We start from the raw sequence: 21,356 nt of genomic DNA on the forward strand, positions 1-21,356 counted from the left end.
GCTTCAGGATCAGATTGATGAAAGTCGCCATCCTCTCCGGCTCGGTTTACGGAACGGCCGAAGAAGTCGCCCGTCACGCGCAGAACCTGCTGAAAGACGCCGGTTTTGAAACCTTCCACAACTCGCGCGCCAGCCTGGCGGACATTCAGGCGTTCGGCCCTGAAGCGTTCCTCGCGGTGACCTCGACCACCGGCATGGGCGAACTGCCGGATAACCTGCAGCCGTTGTATTCGATGATTCGCGATCAGTTGCCAGCCGCGTGGCGCGATTTGCCGGGGGCGGTGATCGGCTTGGGTGATGCCAGTTACGGCGATACGTTCTGCGGCGGTGGTGAGCTGATGCGTGAGTTGTTCGCCGAGCTGGGCGTACGCGAAGTGCAGGAGATGCTGCGTCTGGACGCCAGCGAAAGTGTGACCCCGGAAACCGACGCCGAGCCATGGCTGGCGCAACTGATCGCCACCCTCAAGGGCTGATCGCGCGTTCGCGCAGCAAGGCCAGCCAGGCCTGGGCGGCTTTCGACAGATAGGCACCCCGGCGCCAGATGAACGCGATGTCCCAGCGCAGATACTCTGGCGCGCGCAAGGTCAGGCGCACCACGCCCGGACGCTCCAGTGCCCGGGCCACCACGCTGGGCAGCAACACCACGCCTTGCCCGGCGGCTACCAGCGCCACAAGAAAATCCGCTTGCCCACTGCGCCCGCCTTCTTTCGGGGTAAAGCCCAATTGCTGGCAGGCCTGCAGTAAACGGTCATTGAGCACGAAGCTGCGTTGATACAACAGGAACGGCGTGTCGGCCAGCTCCTCCAGGCCAATCTCCCCACGTGCTGCCAATGAGTGATCCACCGGCAGCAACGCATCGAGTTTTTCATCGCAGAACGGCTGAAAATCGAACTGTGGATCTTTCGGCAACAGGCTGCCACCCAACTCCAGTTCGCCGCTGAGCACCGCCTGCTCGACATTACGGCTGCCACCCTCAAGCAATTGAATGCTGATGTTCGGATAGCGCCGCCGATACTCGGCGAACAACCCGGCGAACAGCGCATCGCTGCCCAGCAGCGGCAGACCGAGGCGCAATTCGCCGCGTGCCAGTTGGCTCAGATCATCCAGTTCGCTGAGCAATTCATTGCGCAGGCGCAACATGCCCTCGGCCCGCTGCAGCACCACGCTGCCTGCGGCAGTCAGGCGCAGTTGCGAGCCGAGCCGTTCGAGCAACGGCGTGCCGAGGCTCTGCTCCAGTTGCGCGACTTGTTTGCTCACCGCCGATTGGCTGATGTGCAGGGTTTTCGCTGCCTGGGTGAAGCCGCCCTGATGCATGACTTCGACAAAACTGCGCAGCTGTTTGAATTCCATCATCCGATTCCATTGTGGAATAGGGCTGAGTCTAACAATTCGCTTCTGGGATGACAGGCCGCTTCGTAAAATAAGCCCCTGTAAGGAGCCCATCATGAACGCCGCATCCCTCAAATACCTGTCCCGTCTATTCGCAGAACTGGCCGTGTTACTCGGTCTCTACCTGCTCGGCTGTCAGATCGCCGCGTGGCTGGCCTGGCCGATTCCCGGCGGAGTCATCGGCATGGCCCTGTTGCTGTTGGCGTTCGCGTTTGGCTGGGTCAAACCGGCGGCGCTGCAACTGGGTGCCGGATTGTTGATGGCCGAGATGCTGCTGTTCTTCATTCCGGCGCTGATGAGTCTGCTCGACTACGGCGCGCTGTTGCGCGATGACGGCTGGCGGATTTTGCTGGTGATCGGCGCCAGCACCCTGATGGTGATGCTGGTGACAGCCTTCACCGTGGAGCTGGCCGTGCGCCTGAGGCGGTCCCATGAAGCTTGAGCTGATGCCGATGTTCTGGCTCGCCTTCACCCTGTTGGCGTACCTGTTCAGTCGCTGGATTTACCGGCGCACCGGGCGTTACTTGCTGTCGCCGCTGATTCTGGTGCCGGCGCTGCTGCTGGCGCTCGCGGTGCCGCTGCACACCGCCTATGCCGAATACGCCAGCAACACGCACTGGCTGATGCTGGTGCTCGGGCCGGTGACGGTGGCCTTCGCCGTGCCGATCTGGCAGCAGCGGCGTCTGCTGGTGCGGCACTGGTCGGCGCTGCTGCTGGGCATGCTCGCCGGCAGCGCGGCGTCGATCGCTACGTCGTTCGGCCTGGCCAGGGCGCTGGCGCTGGATAGCTCGGTGACGATGTCGCTGGTGCCGCGTTCGATCACCACGCCGTTCGCCATGCCACTGGCGCAGGATCTCGGTGGCGTGCCGGAACTGACTGCCGTGTTCGTGATGTTCACTGGTGTGTTCGGCGCGATGCTCGGCGGCGTATTGCTCAAGTGGTTGCCGTTGCGCAGTGCCCTGGCGCGCGGTGCTTTGTTCGGGGTTGGCGCGCACGGTGCAGGCGTCAGTCGGGCGCATGAAGTGGGCGGTGAGGAAGGCTCGGTGGCGGGGTTGGTGATGGTGCTGACCGGGCTGCTCAATCTGTTCGCCGCACCTTTGTTGGCGTCGTGGCTTTGACATGGATCCAAGGAGTTTGCCTGGCTGACCCGCTCAGTCATCAAGCTGGCTGGCAATGCAACTACGCGATCCTCTGCGCCTGACTAGACTGCTCGTACGTGCAGAACAATAAGAACGCAGAGGTGCATACAGTGAGCGTAGCCCCCGTCCAATCGTCCCTTGATGTCAAAGACCAGGTCAGTGCTGCGGAGTGGCAGACCCGGGTCGATCTCGCCGCCTGTTATCGACTGGTAGCGTTGCATGGCTGGGACGACCTGATCTTCACCCATATTTCCGCCAAGGTGCCGGGCACCGAAGACTTCCTGATCAACCCGTTCGGGTTGATGTTCCATGAGATCACGGCATCCAGCCTGGTGAAAGTCGATCAGGCCGGCAACAAGCTCATGGACAGCCCCTACGAAATCAATCCCGCCGGTTACACCATCCACAGCGCCGTGCACGAAGTGCGGCACGATGTGGTTTGCGTGCTGCATACCCACACCGCATCCGGCGTAGCGGTGTCGGCGCAAAAGCAGGGCGTGTTGCCGATCAGCCAGCAGTCGCTGTTTGTGTTGTCGAGCCTGGCCTATCACGGCTACGAAGGCGTGGCGCTGAATCACGAAGAGAAGGCGCGCTTGCAGGCCGACCTGGGCGAGAACAATTTTCTGATGCTGCACAACCACGGGTTGCTGACCTGCGGCGGCACCGTCGCCGACACCTTTCTGATGATGTTCACCTTCCAGCGCGCCTGCGACATTCAGGTCATGGCGCAAACCGGCGGTGCTGAACTGATTGCCATCGAACCGCAGATCCTCGCGGGCGCCAAGGCGATGATCGCCGGCGTGACCAAAAGTGCTCAAGGCATGGGCGGCGCGCTGGCCTGGCCGGCGTTGCTGCGCAAACTCGATAAACAAGACCCCGGATATAAACTCTGATGCCTCTTGCCGAGATTCCTCTGTGTGTCTGGCGCAAACGCAGCCGGACGTTTGTCTTTCGTGGGCAGTCGATCCGCTACTGGACGGCGGGGCAGGGTGAGCCGTTGCTGCTGATCCACGGTTTCCCGACAGCCAGTTGGGACTGGCACTACTTGTGGCAGCCACTGGCCCAGCGTTATCGGGTGATCGCTTGTGACATGCTCGGTTTCGGTGACTCGGCCAAACCGTTGAATCACCGCTACAGCCTGCTGGAGCAGGCCGACCTGCAACAGGCGCTGCTGGCCCATCTTCAGATCGAGCAAGCGGTGCATGTGCTGGCCCACGATTACGGCGACAGCGTTGCCCAGGAACTGCTCGCCCGGCATTACGAACAGCGCATCGAGGTCGCCAGTTGTGTCTTTCTCAATGGCGGACTGTTCCCCGAAACCCATCGCCCGGTGCTGATGCAAAAGCTGCTGCTCAGCCCGCTGGGCTGGATGATCGGCCGGGCGTTCACCCGTGATGCACTGGTGAAAAGTTTCCGGCAGATCTTTGGCCCGCAGACCGGTCCCAGCGAAAGTGAACTGGATGATTTCTGGAGCCTGATCGAGACCCATCGCGGCCCGCGTATCCTGCACAAACTGATCGGCTACATCCCCGAGCGCCGTGTGCAGCGCGACCGTTGGCTGGCGGCCATGCAGCGCAGTGAAGTGCCGTTGCGGGTGATTGATGGCGAAGTCGACCCGGTCTCCGGTGCGCACATGGTTCAGCGTTATCGCGAGCTGATTGCCGATGCCGACACCGTGATGTTGCCGGGCATCGGCCACTATCCGCAGATCGAAGCGCCGGTGCAGGTGCTCAAGCATTACCTGGCGTTTCGTGAACGTCTGGAGTTGCCGCCGCGCAAGGTGGCGTGTTCCTGAGAGATCAAAAGATCGCAGCCTGCGGCAGCTCCTACATTAATTTGTGCAGGAGCTGCCGCAGGCTGCGATCTTTTGATCTTTTGATCTTTTGACGTCCTCATCATCCCCCACCCTTATCGCGCACCATTCAGCCTCAGCCGTATTCGTTGTGACCCCAAGCCCTGTGCCTGACACTCGGACTCAATACTGGCCTGCTGGAGTTCCTGCGATGAATGAGTCCGTACGTTTCGAAGATAAAGTCGTGATCGTCACCGGCGCCGGTGGTGGCCTGGGGCGGGCGCACGCTCTGCTGTTCGCCCGGCACGGCGCCAGAGTGCTGGTCAACGACCTCGGCGGCTCGACCCAGGGCGAAGGTGCCAACGCCTCCGCCGCCGATCGTGTGGTGGCGGAAATTCGTGAAGCCGGCGGTATCGCCGAGGCCAACCATGACTCGGTCACCGACGGCGACAAACTGGTACAGAACGCCCTCGACGCCTTTGGCCGTGTCGACGTGGTGGTGAACAACGCCGGGATCCTGCGCGACAAGACCTTTCACAAGATGGACGACGCCGACTGGGATCTGGTCTATCGCGTCCACGTCGAGGGCGCCTACAAAGTGACCCGCGCCGCGTGGCCGCACTTGCGTGAGCAAAACTACGGCCGGGTGATCTTCACGGCATCGACCTCGGGCATCTACGGCAACTTCGGTCAGTCCAACTACGGCATGGCCAAACTCGGCCTCTACGGCCTGACCCGTACCCTGGCCATCGAAGGTCGCAAGAACAATATTCTGGTCAACGCCATCGCGCCTACCGGCGGCACGCGCATGACCGAAGGCCTGATCCCGCCGCAAGTGTTCGAACAACTCAAACCGGAGCTGGTCAGCCCGCTGGTGGTGTACCTGGCCAGTGAACAGTGCCAGGAAACCTCCGGCCTGTTTGAAGTCGGTGGCGGCTGGATGGGCAAGGTGCGCTGGGAACGCAGCCTCGGCGCCGGGTTCGATCCACGCAACGGTTTCTCCCCGGAAGATGTCGCGGCGCACTGGCAGCAGATCTGCGACTTCGAAGGAGCGGCGCATCCGAAGGACAACATTGAAGCGCTGAAGGAAATGATGGCGAACTTGCAGAAGTATTCGCTGTGACGTGTGTCATGCCCGACAAATGAGCAACCCGATCGGCAAAACCCTCGCCCATAAAAAAGGCCGCTGCAAACGCAGCGGCCAAGGTAAGACGTTGGATCAAGGAGCTACAAATCAACGTCAGTGAACACCGGGGCGATCAATCGATGCATCGACTCATCTGAAATCGGTCAGCGATGGCGCGAGTTGCTCAGCAGCCAAGGCTTGGCGCTTTGCGGCGGGTGCCGTGAAAGCCCGCTCAGAATAAGCACTTGAGCCCAATGGAAAAATAGCGATTCCGGACATGCACTGTTACGGGGCGTGCAACAGTCTTGATCGCGCCACAGGATCCTGCACGGACTGCGAAAAGTGTTCGCGTCCGAAATGTATCGCTTCGCTGTCTATTCTGGATGGCTGAGTTAGTTAGTTTTTATGAAGTTTTTGTGCGGATTATTTGTCTGTGAATTTGTCATTGTTTCACAGGTGTTTTTTGTTTTGGTTAATACCTTGTAATCTATATTTGTTGAAATGAACTGGCGCTTCTTGTTTGTTAAAAATAAAACTATCTTTCGCTATCGCAGTGATGCGGGGTTCCGTTCACTGAACTTGAAAGATAGGACTTGAATATGGATAAGTTATACAAAAGCTTGATGCGAGGTTCTGAAGGTGCGGAAGTAACCTGGAGGGTTGAGTGGGTAAAGGCTGCCGCCGCGCAGGATGATTTGTTCGCTATTGTTGAGGCGATCCCGACAGTTCAGCAGATTGCTCGGCAGGCATTGCAGCAAGAATTGCAGCAACGGCAGAAGAATATCGATATCGATAATGTTTATATAAATATCACCGATCAATCAAATGAGATTGAACGTCGTCCTTCGGGGAAGCTGTCTGAGGTATTGCTTCATTGTCTTGACAATGATGTGGTGCCGAACTATCTGGGAGGCGGCGGGGACGGTGTCTTTCAACTGCCCGATACCTTTAGCGAACAGATGAGAGTCAGGGATTTCAGTATTGTCGAGGCTGAAGAGGTAATTACTTATACGCTGCGAAACATGGAGAGCAGCCTGCGTTCGGAGATAGGCAAATATTGGGCGGCACCCGTAAAGGTCACAACAACTGAAAACACCGGACTGACAAATAAACAGGCCTTGCAGCAGGCTTATAACGTTTTGCTGACAGCGGAGCTTTCTTTAAAAGCCATGGCGGGATTTCTGGATCACGGCATGGCAACGCGCTATTGCTACTTGTTGAATCTGGAAAACGGCGCCGGCGCTTATAACGTTGTGGTGAGTCCTGAATCCGACTATCGCACTTCGCTTGTGCCGGGGTTTGTCCTCGATAATGCGATGCGGGCGGATCCGGAAATGAAACTGATCGATGAAGCCACCGGCTATGTCATTCACACGCCTGGCAACGGCTTCGAATACTTCGCCAGGAATATCGACGTGCACGCAACGTTGCTGGCGCGTGTATCGGCGTCCGGTAGCAAAATCGCTTTCCCTAAAGCCATGCAGAGTGTGTCTGGGTATTGTGTCGACGCTTACTTGAAGGGGCAACTCGATACGCTTGCAAGTCTGATGCGCGATCACAAGGGCCAGACTCAAGCGTTCAGCCAGGTATTGCAGGACAATCAGGTAATGTCGGTGATGCGTGCTGACATCGGTCGTCGATTCGATCAAGTGCAGGCAGAGCTCAAGCGTACCGAATGGCCACTCTGGCTGAAGAACGGTGGTAACGCTCTTCAGCAGCGTTACGTCGAGCTTGAGCACTCGATGGAGAAATATCACTCTGACTACCAATTGGTTTTCGACAGGTATTTCTCTTTTAAAGATTATGTCTTGCGTTGTTTTTCCGAGTGGGCGATGAGCGCGTTGGGTGAGCAGCTGGATGCCGAGACGATACAGGTGCGCAGCGTCCACAAGATGCAGCTGGGCGGCCGCACCCTCGAGCAGATCGATAGCCGGACCCTGACGGAATTCATCATCTTCGGTCTGCATGACGAGGGATATAAAGCCGAAATCAGCATCACCGGGCTGCCGTCCGGCAGCAGACTGTCCGCTGCTGCACTTGAGCAATGGTTGAGCAACATCAACGTGCGCTCGCAATTCGTATCCAGTCTTCCAGCCGATCCATCGCCGGAGTTTGCACAGGCGTATCGTGACCACTTGCACAGCAACATCGAGTTCGCGCTTTTCGTTGCGCGCCATTCGGGCGTTTTCAGTGAAGCCGAAGCGAAGGTCATTGAAAGGGTGTTGGCAGGTGACTCGTCGGTGTCTATCCGCGGATTGAAACTGAGCCTGCAGACTCCGGGGCCCGCCTTGAAAGGTGCGATGGTTTTTCAGGCACCGGAGACTCGGAACTATCTTGTTTATCTGATAACACCTGCAGGCAAATCTGTTTTCATGACGTTTGCGGATGTATTCGCTCTGAACAAATGGTTTGAATCGGCCATGACCGCTGATCGTCAATACGCGGCGTCATTGATTCATCCGGACTATTTGCACGAAGCCGGATCGTTGCGCGGTGTCAGCCGTCACTCCACCCATTATCTGTACAAGCTGGATACTCAATACTCGGACCTTTTCCCCAATGGCACAGCGCCGTTGCTCAATGACGTCAATCTCGCTTTTCAATCTGAGCTGGCGTTACACAAGACCATTGCGCCTGCGCCTTACCGCTACCTCGGAATTGAGCCGCGCAAACGTTACGCTCGATTGAATACCGAACTGAAAGCGCTCTCCACCGTAGAGGCAAGGGACAATGCGTTCCCTTCTTTCGAACGTTTTACCCACGATGCGGTAAAGCAGAACCTTGAAAGTCTGATGCGTTCGCGAGGACAGAGTGTCGAGATCAATCCGGATCAGATTATTGTCCAGACTGACGATTTTCAGAAAAGCGTAACGGATCTGCTCATCGAAGGGCTGTCGTTTGAAGCAGCGAATCCGGCGTATCCGAGCAAGTATGACCCCAGGTATTTTTTGACGGACGGCCATCCGTCGATCGATCAACTGGATATTCGCGATCTGTCCTCGTTATCCAAAACATTCCGTCCTGGCGACAGGTATACGGAAATGCTCAGTACCGACTATCTGGACGGGAAGCATCCTGACTACGCATTCAAGCGCGCCGTTCATGCAAAAAAAGTTCGCTGTCAGATGCATTACGATCTGCTCTCCAACTACATTGATGGCAGGTTTGGCTCTGAAATCTTTGTAGCGCTACAACGGGTTGTCGGCAGTTTGAAAGAGGATGGCTATCACTACCCGATCAATGATTCGTCCGCAGAAGGTGATGAAGGTCTTTACGAATTCAATATCGGGAAAATAGGCTTGACCAAGGCGGGGGATCGTACGGTTGCGGGTGTCTATATCCTTCGGATGAACATTCTCGGCCAGTTCCACGACTGGTTATATACGCCCGATGCGCCGGATGGCGTTGCTTATCGACCCATCAACGATTTCATTCCATCCATTCGTTTCCGCTATGGACCGATGCGCGATTACTACTTTGACCGGGTTGCGATCGTCGATCAAAAAGTAATCAATGACTATTTTGACGATCTTGTGGCAACCGCGGATACCCGACCTCCGGTCAAGACGCAAGAACGCGCCAAGTTGAACAACCTCTTCACGTTCCATGATCGGAGAGTGCGTCGCGCATTGAGCGATATCGACGAGCGAACCACCAGTTTGAAGGAGGTTATCGCGGGACTGTTTTACGATGGCCTGATCAAGGTGGCGAATGTCATCAGTCTCGCCGTGCCGCCTATTGGCTCCGTGGTCGTCGCGGTGCAGATGATGAAAAGTGTTTACGACGGAGCCCAGGCACAACGGCGAGGTGACTACTCGGCGGCTCTGGGATTCGGCGCGGACGCGTTGATCGGACTATTTACGCTCGGCCAGGCGGCCACAGCCGGTGCGAGCGCAGAGGTGATCAAGCAGGTGACCAACGTTCAACGATCGTTTCTCGGTCTGGTCGATGACGCACGGTCGGCGGCGCAATTCGTCGCCGAGGCGGCGGGTCATAAAGCGGCAGATCAACAGTTGATCGATTTCTTCACTGAGTTGATGAAGGATCGGGTAACCGGTATCAGCCAGACCATCGTGCGCTGATCCCCAGGCTGGCGCCTGGAGATCGCCTGACTCAATCGGCTTGCTCATACCCCATTCGCCAGCTCACGGCCCGCGACGCCGCCAGTAACCGCTGCGCCGCCGGGCCGTCTTCATCAGCGTGGAACAGCGAAGTCGGGCCGACGATGGTCAGCACCGCGGCGATCTGCCCGACCGCGTTGAACACCGGGGCTGACAACGCGTCCACCCCAGGCATCAACAACCCGTGCACATGATGCAGACCGCGCTCGCGGATCTGCTCGCACAAACCGTTGTAGGCATTTTGATCGGCCAGTGGGTGACCGGCGACGGCGATTTCCTGCTCGCGCAACTCATCGGTTTCCCGATGCGGCAGAAAGGCACTGAACACCAGTCCGGTGGACGAGCTGAGTAACGGCAACACCGAGCCCAATTGGGTCACCACCGTCACCGCGCGCACCGCCGGTTCGATGTGCACCACGGTTGCGCCCTGATTGCCCCACACCGCCAGAAAACAGGTTTCGTTCAGTTCATCGCGCAATTCGGACAGGGGCAGGGCGGCGACTTTCAGCACGTCCATACTGTTCAGGGCCGCCAGGCCCACACGCAGCGCTTCACGGCCGAGGCCGTAATGGTTAGTGGCGGCGTTCTGCTCGGCAAAACCACTGGCGATCAGAGCCTGAAGATAACGGTGTACCTTGCTCGCCGGCATCTGCACATGCTCTGCCAGACGTGACAGTGAGGTGGAGGGCGACAACTCGGCCAACGCCTTGAGGATGTCGGTGCCGACCTCGGCGGAGCGGACTTTCTGTTTGCCGTTGCTGTCGCTGGTTTTTTCCATGGTGCGGCCGGGATCCGAAAACGAATGGGCGTCTTTATAGCTTGACGCTGAATAGCGAGCAAATTACGTTATGCGTAATCGAATTACGATAATAACAACCCCGGCGTGCGCAAACCTCTGAGCCAGAGCGATGGGCCACTGCCGACTCCCTGTTCAGGAGGCTCCATGAACCTCGATTCAAACGCGTCGGAGCTGGCGTACCAGTCCGGTTTCGGCAACGAGTTCAGCAGTGAAGCGTTGCCCGGCGCCTTGCCCATCGGCCAGAACTCCCCGCAAAAAGCCCCGTACGGCCTCTATACCGAATTGCTCTCCGGCACGGCGTTCACCATGACCCGCAGTGAAGCGCGGCGCACTTGGATGTACCGGATTCAGCCGTCAGCCAATCACCCGGCGTTCGTCAAACTGGAGCGGCAACTGGCCGGTGGACCGCTGGGTGAGGTGACGCCCAATCGCCTGCGCTGGAATCCTCTGGATATCCCGGCCGAGCCGACCGACTTCATCGATGGCCTGATCGGCATGGTCGCCAACTCGGCAGCGGAGAAACCGGCCGGCATCAGCATCTATAACTATTGCGCGAATCGCTCGATGGAGCGGGTGTTTTACAACGCCGACGGCGAACTGCTGCTGGTGCCGCAACTGGGACGGCTGCGCATTGCCACCGAACTCGGTGTGCTCGAAGTCGCGCCGCTGGAAATAGCCGTGCTGCCGCGTGGCCTGAAATTCCGCGTCGAGCTGCTTGATCCGCAGGCGCGCGGTTACGTTGCCGAGAACCACAGCGCGCCGCTGCGCCTGCCGGACCTGGGGCCGATCGGCAGCAACGGTCTGGCCAATCCACGGGACTTCCTGGCGCCGGTCGCCGCTTACGAAAACCTGCAGCAGCCGACCACGCTGGTGCAGAAATTCCTCGGCCAGTTGTGGGGCGCTGAGCTCGATCATTCGCCGCTGAACGTGGTCGCCTGGCACGGCAACAACGTGCCGTACAAATATGATCTGCGCCGTTTCAACACCATCGGCACCGTAAGCTTCGATCACCCGGATCCGTCGATCTTCACCGTGCTGACGTCGCCGACCAGCGTGCACGGGCTGGCCAACCTCGACTTCGTGATCTTCCCGCCGCGCTGGATGGTCGCCGAGAACACCTTCCGTCCGCCGTGGTTCCATCGCAACCTGATGAACGAATTCATGGGCCTGATCCACGGCGAATACGACGCCAAGGCTGAAGGCTTCGTGCCCGGCGGCGCGTCGCTGCACAGCTGCATGAGCGCCCACGGCCCGGATGGCGAAACCTGCACCAAAGCGATCAACGCGGAACTCAAACCGGCGAAGATCGACAACACCATGGCCTTCATGTTCGAGACCAGTCAGGTGCTGCGCCCAAGCCGCTTCGCCCTCGACTGCCCGCAACTGCAATCCACTTACGACGCCTGCTGGGCCACGCTGCCCGCCACGTTCGACCCGACCCGGAGATAACCCATGACTCAGACTTCCATCACCCGCAGCTGGGTTGCCTCGGCCAACGGCCACGCGGATTTCCCGCTGCAGAACCTGCCGCTCGGTGTGTTCAGCACTGGCGGCTCGGCGCCGCGCGCGGGCGTAGCGATCGGTGAACATATCTTCGATCTGCAAGTGGCGCTTGAAGCCGGCCTGTTTGACGGCGCGGCTCGCAGCGCGGTCGAAGCCATGCACGGCGGCCTGCTGAACGCGTTCTTCGACCTCGGTCGCGAAGCCCGCGTAGCCTTGCGCAGCCGCTTGCTGGAATTGTTCAGCGAAGGCAGCAGCCATCGCGGCGCCATCGAAGCCCAGGGCGCGAAACTGTTGCCGCTGGCTGCCGATTGCCAGTTGCACCTGCCGGCGCGCATCAGCGATTACACCGACTTCTACGTGGGCATCGAGCACGCGCAGAACGTCGGCAAACTGTTCCGCCCGGACAACCCGCTGCTGCCGAACTACAAGCACGTGCCGATCGGTTATCACGGTCGCGCCTCCACCGTGCGCGCCTCCGGCACCGACGTGCGCCGCCCGAAAGGCCAGACCCTGCCGGCCGGTGCGAGCGAGCCGACCTTCGGCCCTTGCACCCGACTGGACTACGAGCTGGAACTGGGCATCTGGATCGGTCAGGGCAACGAAATGGGCGAGCCGATCGCCATCGGTGACGCCGCCGAGCACATCGCCGGTTTCTGCCTGCTCAACGATTGGTCGGCCCGCGATATCCAGGCTTGGGAATACCAGCCGCTGGGGCCGTTTTTGTCCAAGAGCTTCATCACCAGTGTGTCGCCGTGGGTGGTGACCGCCGAAGCGCTGGAGCCATTCCGCACGGCGCAACCTGCGCGCCCGGAAGGTGATCCGCAGCCGCTGCCATACCTGTTCGACAAGCGCGATCAGGATGGCGGCGCCTTCGACATCGAACTGGAAGTGCTACTGCTTACCGAGGCCATGCGCGAGCAGAATCTGCCGGCCCATCGCCTGACCCTGAGCAACACCCGTTACATGTACTGGACCGTCGCGCAAATGGTCGCGCATCACAGCGTCAACGGTTGCCAGTTGCAGGCCGGCGACCTGTTCGGTTCGGGCACCTTGTCCGGCCCGGAAAATGGTCAGTTCGGCAGCCTGCTGGAAATCACCGAGGGCGGTAAAAAGCCGATCGAACTGGCCTCCGGTGAAGTGCGCAAATTCCTCGAAGACGGCGACGAAATCATCCTGCGCGCGCGTTGTGCCCGTGACGGTTTTGCCTCGATCGGCTTCGGCGAATGCCGCGGCAAAGTGCTGGCGGCGCGCTGACAGGAGCGGATCATGGATCTCTACACCTATTACCGCTCGACCTCGTCATACCGGGTGCGCATCGCCCTGGCGTTGAAGGGGCTCGACTACACCGCGCTGCCGGTCAACCTGATTGCGCCGTCCGGGGGCGAGCACCGCCAGGCGGCGTATCTGGCGATCAATCCGCAGGGTCGGGTGCCGGCCTTGCGCACCGATGACGGCGAGTTGCTGATTCAGTCGCCGGCGATCATCGAGTACCTGGAAGAGCGTTATCCACAGCTGCCATTGCTGCCCGAAGACCTCGCTGCCCGTGCTCATGTGCGCGGCGTCGCGGCGGTGATCGGCTGCGACGTGCATCCGCTGCACAATGTCAGCGTGCTCAATCGCCTGCGCCAGCTGGGCCACGAAGAGCCGCAGGTGGTGGAGTGGATCGCGCACTGGATCAGTCAGGGGCTGGCGACTGTTGAGCAGTTGATCGGTGACAGCGGTTTCTGTTTCGGTGAATGGCCGTGTGTGGCTGACGTGTATCTGATTCCTCAGTTGTATGCGGCCGAGCGCTTCGGTGTTTCGCTGGAGGCTTACCCGCGGATTTGTCGGGTGGCGGCGTTGGCGGCTGAGCATCCGGCGTTCATCAAGGCGCATCCGGCCAATCAGCCCGATACCCCTTAAGCTTCACCTTGCCCCATGTGGGAGCGGGCTTGCTCGCGAAAGCGGAGTGTCAGGCACCGGGATGCTGACTGATACACCGCTTTCGCGAGCAAGCCCGCTCCCACAGGGGAGATTCGTCCCCCCAAAAAAATCATAAAAACAAAACAGGTATCTTGCGATGCACAACCAGATTGCCAGCTTTCGCGCGGCACTCGACGCCCGTCCTGTGTCCCGCTATCAGTGGTTGCTCCTGATCCTGCTCGCCTTATTGCTGGTCACCGACGGCTATGACGCTCAGGTGCTCGGTTACGTGGTGCCGGCCCTAGCCCAAGACTGGGGCCTGGAGAAAGCCGCGTTCGGGCCGGTTTTCAGCGCCAACCTGTTGGGCCTCACGCTCGGCTCGCTCGCGGTGACGCCGCTGGCCGACCGCTTCGGCGTGCGGCGCATCCTGCTCGCTTGCGTGCTGATCTACGCCAGCCTGACGGTGCTGATGGTGTTCGCCGACTCGCTGAATACCCTGATGATCGCGCGCTTCATCTGCGGCATCGGCATGGGCGGGGCGATGCCCAGTGCCATGGCCTTGATGTCGGAATATTCACCGCCTCGTCTGCGCACCTTGATGGTCACGCTGGCGGCTTGCGGGTTTTCATTTGGTGGTGCAGCGGGTGGTTTTGTTGCTGCGGGCTTCATCGATCGCTTTGGCTGGCAGGCGGTGTTCCTCGCCGGTGGTGTCACGCCATTGCTGCTGTTCCCGTTCCTGTGGTGGATGCTGCCGGAATCGTTGCCGCGTCTGCTGCGCGATGCGCCGCCCTATGCGCGCCTGCGCAAAGTCACCGCGCGAATGCTGCCCGACTGGCAACCGCCGGCCGCTTCCGTCGAACAGAACGAGCGCGAGCAGGGCAGCAAATTGACCGTGGTCGAGCTGTTCCGCAACGGTTATGCGCGACCGACCCTGCTGATCTGGGCAACGTTTTTTGTCAGCCTGATTCTGCTGTATTTCATGATCAGCTGGCTGCCGACGCTGTTGCTGGAAAGCGGCCTGAAACTCAACGAAGCCAACCTGGTGACCTCGATGTTCCTGTTCGCCGGCACCTTGGGCGCGGTGTGCATGGCGTGGTTCGCCGACCGCTTGAAGCGCAAGGTGCGTCTGCTTTGCGCGGTGCTGGCCGGGGCGGCGCTGTGCACGATTCTGCTGGGTTTGAACCACGACAATCCACGCTATCTGGTGGCCTGCGTGTTTGCCGCCGGGTTCTGCATCATCGGTGGGCAACTGACGCTGAACGCCTTCGCCAGTAATTTCTACCCGGCGCATGTGCGGGCCACGGGCACTGGCTGGGCGCTGGGGGTAGGGCGCTTCGGTTCAATCCTCGGGCCGCTGTTTGGCAGCATGCTGCTGGCGATGCACATCCCGGTGGCGCAGATTTTTTTCTTCTGCGCGATTCCGGCGGTCATTGCGGCGCTGCTGATCATTCAGGTGCGCTCGCCCTCAGACACCCCACAATCCCCTTTGGGAGCGAGCTTGCTCGCGAAGAACGATAACGCGGTCTGACAGGAAAATCGGTGGCGCCTGCTTCGCGGGCAAGCCACGCTCCCACAAGGGATCGTTGTGATGCAGAAGGATGGGGTCACGCTGAACCCTGTGGGAGCGTGGCTTGCCCGCGAAGGCGATCCAGGTTTCGATGCATTCATCGCTGACACGACGCTTCGCGAGCAGGCTCACTCCTACAAAAAGCGTTTAGTGGACGACGGAATTGGGTGGCAAGTGGCCGAGGCGTTCAGTCAGACGCAGGCGCTGGATCGGGTCGTCACTAAGCAGCAACGCATGTTCCAGATCGAAGCGCTCGGCGTTCGGGCAATCGAGCCGCTGATACAGGCTGGCGCGGGCCAGATAATCGGCGGCGCTGGCACCGCCCAGTTCCAGCACCCGCTCGGCATCGATCAGCGCGGCGATGTAATCCTCATGCGCCAGATGCAACTGACGCAGGTTGCGTGACAAGCGCTGGAGCATCTGCTGCGGGGTGGCGGTGGCCATATGATCGGCATTGAGTTTGAGGTGCGCGCCGTACTGACGCTGCAACAACTCGCGACAATCATTGGGATACAGCCGCCGACCACCGCAGGGATCCAGCAGATGATCAGCACCGGGCACCCGCAGCAGGAAATGCCCCGGGAAGTTCACCCCGACCAGCGGAATCTCCAGACCACGGGCCAATTCCAGGGCAATCAAGGACAGGGTCAGCGGCTGGCCGCGACGGGTCTGCAACACTTTGTGCAACAGCGCGACCTGCGGGCGCAGCGGCAGAAAGTCATCCTGAGAGAAGCCCAGATCATTCATCCGCCGCAGCAACGGTTGCGCCAGTTCGCTGACTGGCAGCATCGGCAAGCCGTAACTGACGCGCTGTTGCAGCTCCTTGAAGTCCTGTTGCAGCGCTTCGACATCCAGGCCTTTTTCGTGCTCGGCAGCCATCCACAGCGCCGCTTCGAACAGCGCGGGCGGTGAACGGTGCAGACACTCGAAAAAACGTTGGCGCGGGCTCATCGCAATCTCCGGGGAATGCCTCGTTTTAGCCCCGTCTGCGCCATTCGTCCAGTACCGGCCAGGTTATGCCGCAAAGTCGCCGTCGAAGCGGGCGCTTATTCCGGCGCGCTTCAGCAATTTTTGGGCGCAAGCCTATACTGGCGTCTACCAGAAGTGATTCGGGAGCCTGCCGATGTTCGCTCTCATGCAAAGCACTCGCCTGGAATCGCTGCACCTCAGCGTTGACCCGGTCACCGGGTTGAAGGCGGTCATTGCCATTCATAACAGTCGCCTCGGGCCTGCCCTGGGCGGTTGCCGTTATCTTGCCTATCCCAATGACGAATCTGCAGTCGAGGACGCCATTCGCCTCGCGCAGGGCATGAGCTACAAGGCTGCCCTGGCCGGGCTTGATCAGGGCGGCGGAGTGGCGGTGATCGTGCGCCCGGCGCATGTGGAAAACCGTGCGGCGCTGTTCGAAGCGTTTGGCCGCTGCATCGAGCAGCTCGACGGTCGCTACATCACCGCCATCGACAGCGGAACTTCGGTGGCGGACATGGATTGCATCGCCCAGCAGACCCGCCATGTCACCAGCACCACTTCGGCCGGTGACCCGGCGCCGCATGCGGCGATGGGCGTGTTTACCGGGATTCGCGCCACCGCCATGGCGCGTTTGGGCAGCGACAATCTCGAAGGCTTGCGCGTGGCGATTCAGGGCTTGGGCAATGTCGGTTATGCGCTGGCGGAACAACTGCATGCGGCGGGCGCCGAGTTGCTGGTCAGCGACATCGACCACGGCAAGGTGCAACTGGCGATGGAACAGCTCAATGCGCACCCGATCGCCAACGACGCCTTGCTCAGCACACCCTGCGACATCCTTGCGCCGTGCGGGCTCGGTGGTGTGCTCAACAGCCACACGGTGACGCAACTGCGCTGTTCGGCGGTGGCTGGTTCGGCGAACAATCAACTGACGCATCTGGATGTGGCTGATCAACTGGAGCGACGCGGGATCCTGTATGCACCGGATTATGTGATCAACGCGGGTGGGTTGATCTACGTCTCGCTCAAGCATCGCGGCGAAGAGCTGGGGACGATTACTGCGCACCTGTCGAAGATTTCTTCGCGGCTGACCGAGGTGTTTGCCCATGCGCAGGCCGAGAAGCGCTCGCCGGCGCGGGTGGCGGATGAGTTGGCGGAGAAAGTCCTGTATCGCTGAAAAGCAAAAGATCGCAGCCTGCGGCAGCTCTTACAGGGAATACGCATTCATATGTAGGAGCTGCCGCAGGCTGCGATCTTTTCGATTCAAACGTTGTTACCTGGCAGTTTTCGCCGCTTTTGCCGGTTTGACCGGTGCTTCATCGGATTCTGCCGGCCCAGTCTCTTCAGCCACTGGCTCGGCCGGTGCATTGATCAGCTCCGACAGCGCATCAGGCTGGCTCTTGAAAGCTTTGGCGAATACATCGCGGTTCTTCGCCATATAGATCCCGACTTCTTCAACCTGCTGCTCGTTCAGCGACGGCACGGCTTTTTGCAACACCTCGGACAGCATCTCGGCCAGTTCGAGCATTTTGTCATGACGGTCAGCTTCGGCTTTATCCATGAACAAGCGCTCCAGATCTCGGCTGCTGCGGTATACCACTTCGACGGCCATTCACCACCTCACATGCCTTCACATTTGGTTGTCTTTGCGACTACTGTATCTATATACAGCGAAAAGGATAAGCGAATCCCTGCGCTTTGGGTAGCGGCTTTTCACTGTAGACCGGATTCGGCGGTTTTTCTGACCTTGGCCCTCAAACCAAACGACCCGCACACGGCGGGTCGTTGGTTTATTTGATTTCAGAACTTGCCGCTGGCGTAACCCCCATCGATGGGCATGATCACACCCGTGACGTAAGCGGATTGATCGCTGAGCAGCCAGAGCACCGCGTTGGCCACTTCGTCCGCCGTGCCGAAGCGTTTCATCGACGTCACGTTGATTTTGCGCTGGGTGTTTTCCGGTGCGGCTTTCAGGCGTGCCTCGTTGTTCATGCCGCCGAGGATCGGCCCGGGGGCGACCGCATTGACCCGAATGCAGCCGCCTTCTTCCAGCCGCGCGTTTTCGATCGACGCCACCTGGGTCATGCCGTTGATCGCCTGCTTGCTGGCGACATAGGCCACCTGGCCGCCAATCGGCACCACCCCGGCACAGGATGAGGTGTTGACGATCGCCCCGGTGCCGCGGCCCAGCATCAATTGCAGCTCATGGCGCATGCAGTGGTAGGTGCCGTTGACGTTGATGTTCATCACCTTCATCCAGTCATCCGGGCACGATTGCGCGAGCGCCCCGTACTTAGCGGTCACGCCGGCATTGTTGAATGCGCAATCGAGGCGGCCGTAGACCGAACGAATGGTCGCGAACGCCTGCTCGACCTTCGCCGGATCACCGACATCGCAGGCAATGAAGCGACAGTGTTCACCCAGCCGATCGGCCAGCGCTGCGCCTTTTTCTTCGTCCCGGCCGAACACGATCACATCGGCGCCGGCCTTGATCAGGCGTTCGCTGACGGTCTCGCCAATGCCGCTGGTGCCGCCGGTGACCAGACACACTTTTCCCAGAAAATCGTACATATGTCGCATCTCCTTATGCCAACGCGGGGCGTAAATATTTCGGGTTTACGCAGCAATACACCCGATCCAGTCGCGGATTGCTTTTGTCACTGAAGCACTGGCTGTCCCATCGGCATTTGTGGATGTCCGCGGAGCGGCCTTGCAGGGTTTTGTTGATCAGGTCGTTGTCGGCAAACAGCGCCCGCGACATACCCACCCAATCGCATACGCCGTCGGCGAGCAACTGCTCGGCCTTGTCCAGCCCGTCGATGAACCCGGCGTAACCCACCGGCACTGTCGACACCGATTTGATCGCTCGCACCCCGGCCTGCAGGTATTGGTCCATGGTCTCGGAATGCACGATCAACTGGCCGAAAGTCGCGCCCATGCACATCGAACATTCCAGCGCGGCAACGCCGGCCTGACAGAGGGCCTGCACGGTTTCCTTGAGGTCCGGATATTGCAGCCCTTCAGCGCCCAGACGGTCGTCGATGCCCAGGCGAATGGTGACGATCAGTTGGCCCTGGGTGCGCTCGCGGATGGCCCTGACCACGTCGAGCAACAGCCGCGCGCGGTTCTCTTCGCTGCCGCCATAGCGGTCGGTGCGCTTGTTGGTGTGCGGCGAGAGAAAACTGCTCAGCAGGTAGCCGTTGGACGCCTGCAACTGCACCAGTCGCGCGCCGTTGATCCAGGCCAGCCAGGCGGAATGGGCGAACTGCTCGATCACCAGGGCGATGTCGCTTTCGTCCATGATCCGCACGCGATAATCCGGATCAAGTTTCGACACACGCGGGCAGGGCACGCCACTCGGGGTCAGCACGGCAACGCCGGTGTGCGTGGTGGTGCCCTGACCGCCGTAATGCTGCAGTTGCACACCCACCGGCGTGTTGACCTGCTCGGCCATGGCGAACATCGCCTTGAGCGATTCGCCCTGCTGCTGTTCGAACAGGCCGAGCCCGGTGCTCTGCAGACGCGACTGCGGCGAGACCGTGGCGTTGCACAGAAACGCCATGGAGCAACCGCCCTCCATGATGCCCTGATAGAACTCGATCATGGCGGGCGTCACGCACCCGCTGTGATCGGCCAGGTCCACGCCCATCGACGCGAAGAACAGTCGATTGCGCAACTCCAGGCCGCCGGCCAGCCGCAAGGGCTCCAGCACGTGGGGATAGCGCGTCATCATGCTTCCTTCCTTTGTTCGGGCATCGCCGAGGCTTGATCGAAGGTCATCCACAACGGTTGCCCTAGGACGGGCGCCGGAGCCGGGGCGGTTTCTTCGTGGGAGAAGTAAGCGAATTGCTTGAGCACTTCGCGCCACTTGAAGCGCAACGGCGAATCCAGCTCTGCCAGATGCAGTTTGAGCGAGCCGGCCTTTGTCGCGTCGCTGGCGTGCAGCGATTGCAACGGCAGGCTGATCATCCCTTCGTTTTCCAGGTACAGGTAGACGTGTCCGCGCTCGGAAGCCTCGAGCGGGCTGTCGCATTGCACTTGCAGACCGGCCATCGACAGCAGCTCAATGCGGGCGGAGAGGTGACGACCGGAATCCAGGTGCACCAGCACTTCATGGCGTATGCCTTTGAGCGGACGGAACCAGCAGGCCGGGTCGATGTTGATGTTCCGCATGCGCTTGAACACCGGCATCTTGATCACTTCGCCGTGCAGGCGAATGTCGGCCACCAGCTCGCCACGCTGGAAGAATCGCGCACGCTTGTCGACCTTGCGCGCCCGCGGCGGCGCCATACCTTCGTAGTCACCGACCAGCACATCCACCTGAAACGAAGACTCGGTGTAACGGGGAAAACTCGACAGCAGATCAACGATGGAAATCGACACCTCGCCGCGGGCATAACCGCTGTGCTCGTAGAACTGCGCGTACATCGCCTGGCGTGCCGCTTCGATCAGCATCAGGCCCGGCACGTGTTCGTGGTGCTTGCGGTAGAAAAAATAATTGGCGGTGTCGTTGAACAGGGTGAAATAGAGCAGACCCTGCTGCGGGCAGCCGTCCAGCGTTTTCAGGACATCATGCACCTGTCGACGCTGTGCAAGGTTCAGGCCGTTGCCGCAACCGGGCAGTCGAGCCAGTTTGGCCTCGGTGCTTTCCAGCACCCAGACGCCGCTGAGGATCAGATGGTCGGTGGCCTTTTCGTAATTCGTCAGCAGCTCCGGCAGACAGTCCGACAGGCCCGCCTGTTCGAGTTCCTGCAGGTCGATGATCCTTGGCAGCGAGCGCAGCACCAGTCGCTCGCTGTCCAGCCGATAGGCCTGATTGACGATCTCCAGATCCATTGGATCAAGGTTGGCCTGTTGCACGATGGCCGCAGGCAGCCAGGCCGGCAGCAAGTGGTGAGCGTCGTAAATCAGCACGTCGTCATCGTGGCCCTTGTGGACGATGTCTTTGGCAACTTTCCTGTGCATGTCGATCATGATCATCCCTCTGTGTTGAACGTTGGTTGTAAGGCAGTTGCTATCCATGGCGTGAAATCGACCCACACCGAAAGGTGC

At 59.9% G+C, this 21,356-nt stretch carries 18 protein-coding genes and 1 pseudogene; 12 read left to right on the forward strand and 7 right to left on the reverse strand.

Translation table 11 applies throughout. From position 1 onward, the window contains the following. Positions 1–17: 17 nt before the first annotated feature. The gene (locus ACS4NR_RS26400; protein ID WP_166496201.1) at positions 18–473 is read left to right on the forward strand and encodes a flavodoxin; all 456 of its coding nucleotides are present in this window, start codon (positions 18–20) and stop codon (positions 471–473) included. On the opposite strand, the gene ACS4NR_RS26405 is transcribed toward ACS4NR_RS26400, so the two are convergent. Then, a complete protein-coding gene (locus ACS4NR_RS26405) occupies positions 463–1,350 on the reverse strand; it encodes a LysR family transcriptional regulator (RefSeq protein WP_456018717.1) in 888 nt (295 codons plus the stop codon). The two genes, ACS4NR_RS26400 and ACS4NR_RS26405, sit on opposite strands and share 11 nt — an antisense overlap. A gap of 94 nt (positions 1,351–1,444) precedes the next feature. On the opposite strand from ACS4NR_RS26405, the gene ACS4NR_RS26410 reads away from it, so the two are divergent. The 6 genes from ACS4NR_RS26410 to ACS4NR_RS26435 all read left to right on the forward strand — a co-directional run bounded on the left by ACS4NR_RS26410 (position 1,445) and on the right by ACS4NR_RS26435 (position 9,528). Further along, entirely contained in the window at positions 1,445–1,831 is a 387-nt protein-coding gene (locus tag ACS4NR_RS26410) for a CidA/LrgA family protein (protein WP_027610876.1), read from the forward strand. Then, positions 1,821–2,507 carry an LrgB family protein gene (locus tag ACS4NR_RS26415; protein ID WP_095139538.1) on the forward strand — a complete coding sequence of 229 codons (687 nt, stop codon included), beginning with the start codon at positions 1,821–1,823 and terminating at the stop codon, positions 2,505–2,507. The genes ACS4NR_RS26410 and ACS4NR_RS26415 overlap by 11 nt, the downstream gene beginning before the upstream one ends. A gap of 131 nt (positions 2,508–2,638) precedes the next feature. Further along, positions 2,639–3,421, forward strand: a complete 783-nt coding sequence (locus ACS4NR_RS26420; protein WP_456018718.1) for a class II aldolase/adducin family protein — start codon at positions 2,639–2,641, stop codon at positions 3,419–3,421. Next, entirely contained in the window at positions 3,421–4,323 is a 903-nt protein-coding gene (locus tag ACS4NR_RS26425) for an alpha/beta fold hydrolase (protein ID WP_443532133.1), read from the forward strand. The genes ACS4NR_RS26420 and ACS4NR_RS26425 overlap by 1 nt, the downstream gene beginning before the upstream one ends. A gap of 208 nt (positions 4,324–4,531) precedes the next feature. Beyond that, positions 4,532–5,443 (forward strand): SDR family oxidoreductase, encoded by a 912-nt coding sequence (locus tag ACS4NR_RS26430; RefSeq protein WP_456018719.1) that lies wholly within the window; start codon positions 4,532–4,534, stop codon positions 5,441–5,443. A 602-nt stretch (positions 5,444–6,045) separates the two neighbouring features. Next, a complete protein-coding gene (locus ACS4NR_RS26435) occupies positions 6,046–9,528 on the forward strand; it encodes a dermonecrotic toxin domain-containing protein (RefSeq protein WP_456018720.1) in 3,483 nt (1,160 codons plus the stop codon). 31 nt (positions 9,529–9,559) lie between these two features. On the opposite strand, the gene ACS4NR_RS26440 is transcribed toward ACS4NR_RS26435, so the two are convergent. Continuing rightward, positions 9,560–10,345 carry an IclR family transcriptional regulator gene (locus ACS4NR_RS26440; protein WP_456018721.1) on the reverse strand — a complete coding sequence of 262 codons (786 nt, stop codon included), beginning with the start codon at positions 10,343–10,345 and terminating at the stop codon, positions 9,560–9,562. A 165-nt stretch (positions 10,346–10,510) separates the two neighbouring features. Here ACS4NR_RS26440 and hmgA point away from each other — a divergent pair, with 165 nt between their 5' ends. The 4 genes from hmgA to ACS4NR_RS26460 all read left to right on the forward strand — a co-directional run bounded on the left by hmgA (position 10,511) and on the right by ACS4NR_RS26460 (position 15,299). Next, positions 10,511–11,815 carry a homogentisate 1,2-dioxygenase gene (hmgA, locus tag ACS4NR_RS26445; RefSeq protein WP_456018722.1) on the forward strand — a complete coding sequence of 435 codons (1,305 nt, stop codon included), beginning with the start codon at positions 10,511–10,513 and terminating at the stop codon, positions 11,813–11,815. A gap of 3 nt (positions 11,816–11,818) precedes the next feature. After that, entirely contained in the window at positions 11,819–13,123 is a 1,305-nt protein-coding gene (fahA, locus tag ACS4NR_RS26450) for a fumarylacetoacetase (protein ID WP_456018723.1), read from the forward strand. A 12-nt stretch (positions 13,124–13,135) separates the two neighbouring features. Then, positions 13,136–13,771 carry a maleylacetoacetate isomerase gene (gene maiA, locus ACS4NR_RS26455; RefSeq protein ID WP_095139546.1) on the forward strand — a complete coding sequence of 212 codons (636 nt, stop codon included), beginning with the start codon at positions 13,136–13,138 and terminating at the stop codon, positions 13,769–13,771. Between the two features lie 157 nt (positions 13,772–13,928). Then, positions 13,929–15,299, forward strand: a complete 1,371-nt coding sequence (locus ACS4NR_RS26460) for an MFS transporter (RefSeq protein ID WP_456018724.1) — start codon at positions 13,929–13,931, stop codon at positions 15,297–15,299. Positions 15,300–15,485: 186 nt separating this feature from the next. On the opposite strand, the gene ACS4NR_RS26465 is transcribed toward ACS4NR_RS26460, so the two are convergent. After that, positions 15,486–16,289 carry a SirB1 family protein gene (locus ACS4NR_RS26465; protein WP_097090414.1) on the reverse strand — a complete coding sequence of 268 codons (804 nt, stop codon included), beginning with the start codon at positions 16,287–16,289 and terminating at the stop codon, positions 15,486–15,488. Positions 16,290–16,461: 172 nt separating this feature from the next. On the opposite strand from ACS4NR_RS26465, the gene ACS4NR_RS26470 reads away from it, so the two are divergent. Then, positions 16,462–17,481 carry a Glu/Leu/Phe/Val dehydrogenase gene (locus tag ACS4NR_RS26470; RefSeq protein WP_204896154.1) on the forward strand — a complete coding sequence of 340 codons (1,020 nt, stop codon included), beginning with the start codon at positions 16,462–16,464 and terminating at the stop codon, positions 17,479–17,481. A 180-nt stretch (positions 17,482–17,661) separates the two neighbouring features. Here the strand turns inward: ACS4NR_RS26470 and ACS4NR_RS26475 are convergent. From ACS4NR_RS26475 to ACS4NR_RS26490, 4 genes and pseudogenes are all read right to left on the reverse strand, one after another. Further along, positions 17,662–17,916: pseudogene (locus tag ACS4NR_RS26475) on the reverse strand (YebG family protein); the annotation flags it as partial. Between the two features lie 188 nt (positions 17,917–18,104). Continuing rightward, a complete protein-coding gene (locus ACS4NR_RS26480) occupies positions 18,105–18,875 on the reverse strand; it encodes an SDR family NAD(P)-dependent oxidoreductase (RefSeq protein ID WP_456018725.1) in 771 nt (256 codons plus the stop codon). A gap of 13 nt (positions 18,876–18,888) precedes the next feature. Then, positions 18,889–20,037 (reverse strand): oxidoreductase, encoded by a 1,149-nt coding sequence (locus ACS4NR_RS26485; protein ID WP_456018726.1) that lies wholly within the window; start codon positions 20,035–20,037, stop codon positions 18,889–18,891. Continuing rightward, positions 20,034–21,278 carry an AfsA-related hotdog domain-containing protein gene (locus tag ACS4NR_RS26490; RefSeq protein WP_456018727.1) on the reverse strand — a complete coding sequence of 415 codons (1,245 nt, stop codon included), beginning with the start codon at positions 21,276–21,278 and terminating at the stop codon, positions 20,034–20,036. The genes ACS4NR_RS26485 and ACS4NR_RS26490 overlap by 4 nt, the downstream gene beginning before the upstream one ends. Positions 21,279–21,356: the final 78 nt, after the last annotated feature.

Source organism: Pseudomonas sp. JQ36 (assembly GCF_053851495.1).

What these genes read in the sequence shown, in the direction of transcription:
- ACS4NR_RS26400 (WP_166496201.1), top strand. Translation starts at nt 18, where the DNA reads ATGAAAGTCGCCATCCTCTCCGGCTCGGTTTACGGAACGGCCGAAGAA.
- ACS4NR_RS26430 (WP_456018719.1), top strand. Translation starts at nt 4,532, where the DNA reads ATGAATGAGTCCGTACGTTTCGAAGATAAAGTCGTGATCGTCACCGGC.
- ACS4NR_RS26435 (WP_456018720.1), top strand. Translation starts at nt 6,046, where the DNA reads ATGGATAAGTTATACAAAAGCTTGATGCGAGGTTCTGAAGGTGCGGAA.
- ACS4NR_RS26415 (WP_095139538.1), top strand. Translation starts at nt 1,821, where the DNA reads ATGAAGCTTGAGCTGATGCCGATGTTCTGGCTCGCCTTCACCCTGTTG.
- ACS4NR_RS26470 (WP_204896154.1), top strand. Translation starts at nt 16,462, where the DNA reads ATGTTCGCTCTCATGCAAAGCACTCGCCTGGAATCGCTGCACCTCAGC.
- ACS4NR_RS26410 (WP_027610876.1), top strand. Translation starts at nt 1,445, where the DNA reads ATGAACGCCGCATCCCTCAAATACCTGTCCCGTCTATTCGCAGAACTG.
- ACS4NR_RS26425 (WP_443532133.1), top strand. Translation starts at nt 3,421, where the DNA reads ATGCCTCTTGCCGAGATTCCTCTGTGTGTCTGGCGCAAACGCAGCCGG.
- ACS4NR_RS26485 (WP_456018726.1), bottom strand. Translation starts at nt 20,037, where the DNA reads ATGATGACGCGCTATCCCCACGTGCTGGAGCCCTTGCGGCTGGCCGGC.
- fahA (WP_456018723.1), top strand. Translation starts at nt 11,819, where the DNA reads ATGACTCAGACTTCCATCACCCGCAGCTGGGTTGCCTCGGCCAACGGC.
- maiA (WP_095139546.1), top strand. Translation starts at nt 13,136, where the DNA reads ATGGATCTCTACACCTATTACCGCTCGACCTCGTCATACCGGGTGCGC.
- ACS4NR_RS26480 (WP_456018725.1), bottom strand. Translation starts at nt 18,875, where the DNA reads ATGTACGATTTTCTGGGAAAAGTGTGTCTGGTCACCGGCGGCACCAGC.
- hmgA (WP_456018722.1), top strand. Translation starts at nt 10,511, where the DNA reads ATGAACCTCGATTCAAACGCGTCGGAGCTGGCGTACCAGTCCGGTTTC.
- ACS4NR_RS26405 (WP_456018717.1), bottom strand. Translation starts at nt 1,350, where the DNA reads ATGGAATTCAAACAGCTGCGCAGTTTTGTCGAAGTCATGCATCAGGGC.
- ACS4NR_RS26440 (WP_456018721.1), bottom strand. Translation starts at nt 10,345, where the DNA reads ATGGAAAAAACCAGCGACAGCAACGGCAAACAGAAAGTCCGCTCCGCC.
- ACS4NR_RS26460 (WP_456018724.1), top strand. Translation starts at nt 13,929, where the DNA reads ATGCACAACCAGATTGCCAGCTTTCGCGCGGCACTCGACGCCCGTCCT.
- ACS4NR_RS26465 (WP_097090414.1), bottom strand. Translation starts at nt 16,289, where the DNA reads ATGAGCCCGCGCCAACGTTTTTTCGAGTGTCTGCACCGTTCACCGCCC.
- ACS4NR_RS26490 (WP_456018727.1), bottom strand. Translation starts at nt 21,278, where the DNA reads ATGATCGACATGCACAGGAAAGTTGCCAAAGACATCGTCCACAAGGGC.